This window comes from Streptomyces sp. NPDC087215, from assembly GCF_044744885.1.
GTDB lineage: Bacteria > Actinomycetota > Actinomycetes > Streptomycetales > Streptomycetaceae > Streptomyces.
In genome coordinates this window covers 1-6,536 of record NZ_JBIUZD010000032.1, presented here as the reverse complement: position 1 = coordinate 6,536, position 6,536 = coordinate 1, and the positions used below count along the sequence as shown (strand labels likewise).

The 6,536-nt window shown below is 68.5% G+C and carries 9 protein-coding genes and 2 pseudogenes; 6 read left to right on the top strand and 5 right to left on the bottom strand.

Translation table 11 applies throughout. From position 1 onward, the window contains the following. Positions 1-86: pseudogene (locus ACIO92_RS34065) on the top strand (IS5/IS1182 family transposase); the annotation flags it as partial. Between the two features lie 18 nt (positions 87-104). Here the strand turns inward: ACIO92_RS34065 and ACIO92_RS34060 are convergent. After that, positions 105-638, bottom strand: a complete 534-nt coding sequence (locus tag ACIO92_RS34060) for a hypothetical protein (RefSeq protein ID WP_402058818.1) — start codon at positions 636-638, stop codon at positions 105-107. 341 nt (positions 639-979) lie between these two features. Between ACIO92_RS34060 and ACIO92_RS34055 the strand changes: the two genes are divergently transcribed. Then, the gene (locus tag ACIO92_RS34055; protein ID WP_402284398.1) at positions 980-1,819 is read left to right on the top strand and encodes an IS5 family transposase; all 840 of its coding nucleotides are present in this window, start codon (positions 980-982) and stop codon (positions 1,817-1,819) included. Between the two features lie 93 nt (positions 1,820-1,912). Next, entirely contained in the window at positions 1,913-2,335 is a 423-nt protein-coding gene (locus tag ACIO92_RS34050) for a hypothetical protein (RefSeq protein ID WP_402058822.1), read from the top strand. Positions 2,336-3,078: 743 nt separating this feature from the next. Here ACIO92_RS34050 and ACIO92_RS34045 read toward each other — a convergent pair. The 4 genes from ACIO92_RS34045 to ACIO92_RS34030 are packed head-to-tail and all read right to left on the bottom strand — an operon-like array spanning position 3,079 to position 4,478. Next, positions 3,079-3,663: a GTP-binding protein gene (locus tag ACIO92_RS34045; RefSeq protein WP_402058823.1), complete on the bottom strand. Its 585-nt coding sequence runs from the start codon at positions 3,661-3,663 to the stop codon at positions 3,079-3,081. 22 nt (positions 3,664-3,685) lie between these two features. After that, entirely contained in the window at positions 3,686-4,066 is a 381-nt protein-coding gene (locus ACIO92_RS34040; RefSeq protein WP_402058825.1) for a DUF742 domain-containing protein, read from the bottom strand. Beyond that, positions 4,063-4,236, bottom strand: coding sequence for a hypothetical protein (locus ACIO92_RS34035; protein ID WP_402058827.1), 174 nt, complete (start codon positions 4,234-4,236; stop codon positions 4,063-4,065). The genes ACIO92_RS34040 and ACIO92_RS34035 overlap by 4 nt, the downstream gene beginning before the upstream one ends. Beyond that, positions 4,236-4,478, bottom strand: coding sequence for a roadblock/LC7 domain-containing protein (locus ACIO92_RS34030; RefSeq protein WP_402058829.1), 243 nt, complete (start codon positions 4,476-4,478; stop codon positions 4,236-4,238). Before ACIO92_RS34030 ends, ACIO92_RS34035 begins: the two co-directional genes overlap by 1 nt. 357 nt (positions 4,479-4,835) lie before the next feature. Between ACIO92_RS34030 and ACIO92_RS34025 the strand changes: the two genes are divergently transcribed. The 3 genes and pseudogenes from ACIO92_RS34025 to ACIO92_RS34015 all read left to right on the top strand — a co-directional run. Next, positions 4,836-5,270: a hypothetical protein gene (locus ACIO92_RS34025; RefSeq protein WP_402058831.1), complete on the top strand. Its 435-nt coding sequence runs from the start codon at positions 4,836-4,838 to the stop codon at positions 5,268-5,270. 150 nt (positions 5,271-5,420) lie between these two features. Next, the gene (locus ACIO92_RS34020) at positions 5,421-5,876 is read left to right on the top strand and encodes a reverse transcriptase N-terminal domain-containing protein (protein WP_402284403.1); all 456 of its coding nucleotides are present in this window, start codon (positions 5,421-5,423) and stop codon (positions 5,874-5,876) included. Beyond that, positions 5,861-6,536: pseudogene (locus tag ACIO92_RS34015) on the top strand (reverse transcriptase domain-containing protein); the annotation flags it as partial. The gene ACIO92_RS34020 and the pseudogene ACIO92_RS34015, both read left to right, overlap by 16 nt.

The window sequence follows — 6,536 nt, the reverse complement described above, 5'->3', positions numbered from 1 at the left end:
GGCGGATCTTCCGCAGGTCCCGCTGCAGCCCCAACCGCATGACGTCAATCGCCAAAGCCATTCTCACCCTGGAGCGGCAACGCTGAAGAGGCTCACTGATGCGTTCAGGGTAGCCGTTTCCGGACGGACAGCCACTCCAGGACCAAGTCATGGAGTGGACCAGGCCGGAGGTGGTGCTGAAGCCGCTCAAGCGGAGCAGTGACGTTCTTGACGCGGCGCAGGAGACTGATCAGCTCGATTGGCTGGTCCTGCCACCGGATACTCATCTCATGGGCTTGCGTCGGCGTCAGAATCACCGCACTCACGACGTCCGAGACGACGGCAGCAGCGTCCCAGTCAGAGTCGTCGGGATCCGGACCAAGTTCCTCGATCATCAGCGTCCGGAGCCCGAAGCTGTTCGCGGCCATTCGTGCCTGACCCCACGGGCCGTCGCCGTGCATGCGGCTGTTGACCTGAAGCGACAGCTTGGCCCACTGCTTCCTCAACCCTGCGGGGAGCCTCCTGTCCTCGGCGCGGGACAGCGCAACCGACCGGATGTGCTCCATCTCCTGGCCATCGGCACCAGCACGATCCGCCCACTCACGGACCTCCTCGATGGAGTTCCATGGCCATCCGCCGGTGCCCACTCTGCTCTCCATACACGAAGGATCTCTCACGACTCGCGCCACGCTGCAGGCACCCCTGGCCTCAGTCGCTCTCCTCGTGCCACGTCAGAAGCAGAACAACTGCGGCCAAGCTTCAAAAACAATCACTCAGAGGGTGTTTAGCCCGTCTACGCCACGTTTAGCCACAACTTGTGGTGAGTGGCTGGTGAGGCTGGAGAAGGGTGCGGTGAGGGTGGGGCGGAAGTGGCTATGAGGTCGCTGTTGCGCCCCATCTCCTCCTGTTTCATCCCAAGGGGAACCGGTTCACTCCGAATGCCTCACCTTCGGCCTTGCCCGCCCTGTCAGACCGTTCAGGTCTGTCGCCTCCTGGGAGTATGAGCGAACGTCGGCGGTATCCCAGCGACCTTTCCGACGCCCGATGGGCCCTGGTGGAACCGCTGCTGGCGAGTTGGCGGGACGGCAAGGCCCGCCGCGGGCTCAACATCGGCACCCCGCCGCAGCACGACCTTCGCGACCTGCTCGACGCCATCCTCTACGTGGCCCGCACCGGCATTCCCTGGCGCTACCTTCCGCATGACTACCCGCACTGGAACACCGTCTACGGCTACTTCGGCCGCTGGGAACGAGACGGCATCTTCGAGCAGCTCAACGCCCTGCTGCGGCGCCGCGTCCGCGAGAGCGAGGGCCGCAGCCCGGAGCCGACCGGCTTCGTCATCGACGCACAGAGCGTGAAGACCTCCACCAACGTTCCCGCCCGCGAGCAGGGTGCGGACGTGGGTAAGAGGATTGTTGGCCGCAAGCGGAGCATCATCATCGACACGACCGGCCTGATGCTGACGGTACTGGTCACCGCCGCCAGCATTCAGGACTCCGTCGCCGACGAACGTCTCCTCAACCGCCTCGCCACCGACCACCCGGGCATCCGCAAGGGCTGGGCCGACCGCGGCTACCGCGAATACCTCGTCGACCACGCCGCCCGCCTGGGCATCGACCTCGAAGTCGTCCGACGTATTCCGGGCACCAAGGGCTTCATCGTCCTTCCCCGCAGGTGGGTGGTCGAGCGCACGCTGGGCTGGCTCATGCACCACTGCCGCCTGGCCCGCGACTACGAAGCCCTCCCCGCCCGTTCCACCGCCATGATCTACATCGCGATGATCGCCCTCATGACCCGCCGCCTCACCCACGAGTCCACACCAACCTGGAGAGGGGCCTGAAGCACAACGCGCCCACCCGGAAACCGGCCGCAGGGTGCTCACAGGTACCGATTCTCGGTGTCGTTGGACGCAGGGCTGCGCGATACTCCCCCTGTGGAATGGCGCGAGCAGGTGCAAGTGGCAGAAGGAATCCGTGATTGGGATGCAGCCATCTCGCTGGTGAGCGCTCGCGCCGAGTGCTACTCCACCGATTTCCACGCGCACGACAATCATCTGTGGCACATGGATCTACTCGTTCGTGCGGAGCGATTCGAGCAGCTCACCGAGCTCGCGCTCACAGACGTCCACGCGCGCCGGCGACTCAACAGAGCGCTTCGCGAACGGGGAATCGACACGGCCCTGCGCCGCCGGGCTAAGGCCGGCGACAGCGGCGCCTTGTATCACCTCGTGCAGTTGCTGTGCGAAAGAGCCCAGTTTCAGAAAGCCCACGAAGCGGTTGAACGTCTTGATCCTGAGAATGAGTACGCGCACCAGCTCGTAGCCGACCTCCGGACAGCCTCGGGCGGAGCTCGGTAGCTCCCTGCTGTCAGACTGCCGTGCGCCCGCGAAGCGACGCCACTTCCGGCCGAGCTATCGGCACAAAACACCCTCTCAGAGGGGACGTGTGTCATGCGGTGCCTTCCTCGAGGGCCGCGCGCGGCCGGAGTGTGAGCCGGACAGGTGCTGGCGCGGGGGCCGGGTCATCTGGGGGTCCCCGGCGGCCGGACGGCATGGTCCATGACGAGTTCCCGGGCTTCCTCGGCGGCCTGAATGATCAGGCGCCAGAGTCCTTGGCCGTCGGCCTTGGGACGGGCTTCGGTGCCGACCGCGCAGATGGTGCCGAGGACGGTGCCGCTGCCGGGTTCGGTGAGGGGCGCGCCGGCGTAGGTGCGGATGCCGATGCGGTCGACGACCTCGTTGCCCGCGAAGCGGGGGGTTGACGCAGACGTCGGGCAGCGTGAGGGACCGGGCGCGGTCGACGACTTCGGGGCAGTAGCCGTGGTCGAGGGACATGGTGCGCCCGATGGGCGGGAAGAGGTCGCCGGCGGGGGTGTGGGTGGGGGCGTGGAGTCCGACGAACCGCTGGTCGTCGCCGATGAGGTTGATCATGGCGACGGGCATGCCGGTGCGTTCGGCGAGGCTGGTGGCGAACGCGTCGAACGCGGCGGTGGCCGCAGGCGGCGGGTTGGTGAGGCCGAGGGCCCGCAGCCGGGCGATACGAAGGGGTGTGGTGTCGAGCAGGGCGCGGAGCTGGTGCAGTCCGGTGCGCGGGTCGAACGTCATCGGCGGGCCTTCGAGTCGGGGGCGGTGTGCCGGAGGCGGGCGGTGGCGAGGGTGAGGCAGTGGTGGACCAGGGTGCGCAGCACCTGCCGTGCGGAGGCGGTCTGGCGGGCGTCGCACAGCAGGACCGGGATGCCGGGGCTGAGCTGGAGGGCGTGGTGGATCTCGTCGGCGCTGTAGCGTCCGGCGCCGTCGAACTCGTTGACGGCGATGACGAACGGCACCTGGGAGGACTCGAAGTAGGAGACCGCGTCGAAGCTGGATGCCAGGTTCCGGGTGTCGACCAGGACGACGGCGCCGAGCGCCGTGCTGGTGAGGTCGTCCCACAGGAACTGGAACCGCTCCTGCCCCGGGGTGCCGTACAGCAGGAGGATCAGGCCCTGGTCGGTGAGGGTGATACGGCCGAAGTCCAGCAGCACGGTGGTCGTGGTCTTGCGCTCGGGCCCGCGCAGGTGGTCTATCCCTACGCCCGCCTGGGTCAGGCGCTCTTCGGTGCGCGGCGGTTCGATCTCACTGACCGCTCTGATGAAGGTGGTCTTGCCCACTGCGAAGGGCCCGCTGACCACGAGGCGGACGGGGGTCATGCGGTGCGTACCGCAGGGGGTGTCAAAGGCGGTCGAGGCCTTCACGGACTCGCTCCAGGAGGTGGACGTCGAGGACAGAGGTGGCGGACGGGGGGCCTGCGTCGATCTGGACGAGGAGGCGGATGTCGAGGAGGTCTCCGACGAGGATCTTCACCGTCTGGACAGGCAGGTGGAGCCGGCCGGACAGTTCGGCCACCGGCACCGGCAGGCTCTGGCACAGGGCGAGCAGGCCGGAGTGCTCGGGCTGGAGGTTCCTGCCGGGCCGGACGCCGGGGTTGGCCGTGACGAGGCTGTCGCGGCCGAGCCCGGCGCGGCTGCTGGTGCGGCCCTGGGTCAGGGCGTAGGGCCGCAGCGTCGCGGTGTCCTCCTCAGTCCAGGGCCGTCCGCAGGACGGGCCGGTCATCCCGCCGTGGACCGGCGGACGCTGGTGTCCAGATGCGGGGAGAGCCGGGCGGCGAGCTGGTCCATGGCGTAGGCGATGGCGGGCATGTCGGCGTCGGGCTCGGCGAGGACGGCCAGGAGCGAATTGTCGCCGAGCCTGCCGATCACGAGCCGGACGCTGGAGTGGTACATCACCACCTGCTCGAAGTACCCGCCGGGGGCAGGTCCAGGCCGGGGATGTGGGAGAGCCCGCGGCCGAGGGACGCGGCGCCGCTGACGATGGCGCTGATCCGGTCGGCCGCATCACTGTCGAGCTGGTACTGGTGCATGGCGATGCCATCACGGCTGGTGACCAGGGCGGCCACGACGCCGGGCGCGCCCTTGGCGAACTCCTCCAGGAGCCAGTTCATGTCGCCGTGCGCGGGATCGGTCATGGTCATCCTCCTTGATTCGCGGGCTGGTTGGGGGGTGTGCCGAGCAGGGACTCGGCGACGGCGCCGGTGAACCCGGCCGTGCCCGTCGGCGGGGCGGCGGGGAGGGGGCGCGGGCGGTGGCGCTGGGGGGTTCGTATCGGCAGTGGTGTGCTTCCCGGGGTCCGGGGCGGCGGGGCAGTGGCAGGGAGGGACGGCTGCGGCCCTCCCAGGCGTGGCGCGGTGAGGGGCGCGGGGGTTATGGGCAGCGGCATGGTGTCTTCGGTGGGGGAGGGGGCCGCGGGGGCGGTGACCAGGCGCGGGGGGAGGATCACCGTGGCCCGGTAGCCGGGCGCGCCGGTGCGGGCAGCGAGGTGGACGGTGGCGCTTGGCGATCCTGGACACGACGATGAGCCCGATCCTGCTCTCACGGAGCTGGCCGGTGAGGTCGGCTCTCTCCGGCTGGGCCAGGAGCATGTTGAGCCGCTCGATCTGGCCCTCAGGCATGGCCAGTGCCTGGTCCTCGATGAGCACCGCGAGGGAGCCGTCCTCGGCACGCTCCGCACGGATGTGGACCCGGGTCTCGGGGCGGGAGGAGGCGGCCGAGTTCTCCAGGAGTTCGGAGAGCAGGTTGGCGGTGTCGACCACGGCGTACCCGGGGATGGTTCCCGGGGGGCAGGACACGATCTGCATCCGCGCGTAGTGCTCGGTCGCGCCGATCGCCATGCGCAGCACGGCCTGGATCTCGGCGGGGGTGCGGATCTGCCGGGGGCTGCCGCCTCCGAGCGCGGCAAGGCTTTCGATGGCGCGCCGTGACCGGATGACGAGGTTGTCGTATAAGCCGCCGGATACACACCAACTGGTGTGGGCCGAAAGGTCGCTGACGTGGGTCTGGTGGACCCCGGTACAGAAGTGGCAAGACCGACGGAACCGGTCCGGGAAGTTAGACACGGGAAGGGAGGCACCATGAGCGCGACCGCGACGGTCACGGACACTGGTGTCCCCTCCGCAGTGAACGGACGGTCGGGCGGTCTCGACGCCAGGGCATGGTCGGACATCGACTGGACCAAGGCGAACGAGAACGTACGCCGGTTGAGGCAACGGATCTACCGGGCAGCAGAAGAGGGAAACTGGCGGCAGGGGGTGAACAACCTGTCGAAGCTGATGCTGAGGGCGCACTCCAACACGCTGACCAGCGTGCGCCGGGTCACCCAGCTCAGCACGGGCCTAAGACGGCCGGAGTCGACGGAGAGACCGCACTCACTCCCAAGGAGAGGGCGGCCCTGGCGAACCGCGTCCACGCGGAGACCCAGCTCTGGCGAGTCCGGCCCGTCAAGCGCGTGTACATCCCGAAAAGCGATGGACGCCGTCGCCCCCTGGGAATCCCGACGATCTACGACCGGGCCATGCAGGCCCGGGTGAAGAACGCGACGGAACCCCAGTGGGAGGCACGCTTCGACCGGAAGTCGTATGGGTTCCGGCCCGGACGTTCCGCCCATGACGCGCTCCGGGCCATCTGGATCGCGACCAGCACCAAGGCGGGGAAAGACCCTGCGCGGACATGGGGGATCGACGCGGACCTGGAGGCGGCGTTTGACCGGATCAACCACGAGAAGCTGATGGAGCTGATCGGGCCTGTGCCCGGTCGGGGGCTGATTCGAGCCTGACTGAAAGCCGGGGTGGTTGAGAAGGGCATCCGGGAAGGAACGGAGGAGGGGACTCCTCAAGGGGGTGTCATCTCCCCGCTGCTCCTGAACATCGCCCTGAACGGTCTGGAGGAGGCGGTCGGCGTGCGCTACACCAAGCAGGGTACCGCCCGGCCGGACTCACCCATCCTCGTGCGGTACGCAGACGATTTCGTCGTCCTGTGCCGAACCGGCCTGGGCATCGAGGCTGAGCGAGGAGGACCGGCGCGGCCTGACCGCGCTGTTCTGGTCCAACGTCAACCCCTACGGCACCTTCCACCTGGACATGAACAAGCGCCTCAACCTGGGGCCGGCCACCGCTGTGCCTCACCCCCGCACCCCGGCCGACACCGCCGGCCGATCACGTACGGAGACACGATGAAGGACTTCCAGGACC

Bases quoted from the DNA above. Each gene is read 5' to 3' on its own strand.
- ACIO92_RS34060 (WP_402058818.1), bottom strand. From the start codon at position 638: ATGGAGAGCAGAGTGGGCACCGGCGGATGGCCATGGAACTCCATCGAG.
- ACIO92_RS34055 (WP_402284398.1), top strand. From the start codon at position 980: ATGAGCGAACGTCGGCGGTATCCCAGCGACCTTTCCGACGCCCGATGG.
- ACIO92_RS34045 (WP_402058823.1), bottom strand. From the start codon at position 3,663: ATGACCCCCGTCCGCCTCGTGGTCAGCGGGCCCTTCGCAGTGGGCAAG.
- ACIO92_RS34040 (WP_402058825.1), bottom strand. From the start codon at position 4,066: ATGACCGGCCCGTCCTGCGGACGGCCCTGGACTGAGGAGGACACCGCG.
- ACIO92_RS34035 (WP_402058827.1), bottom strand. From the start codon at position 4,236: ATGTACCACTCCAGCGTCCGGCTCGTGATCGGCAGGCTCGGCGACAAT.
- ACIO92_RS34030 (WP_402058829.1), bottom strand. From the start codon at position 4,478: ATGACCGATCCCGCGCACGGCGACATGAACTGGCTCCTGGAGGAGTTC.
- ACIO92_RS34020 (WP_402284403.1), top strand. From the start codon at position 5,421: ATGAGCGCGACCGCGACGGTCACGGACACTGGTGTCCCCTCCGCAGTG.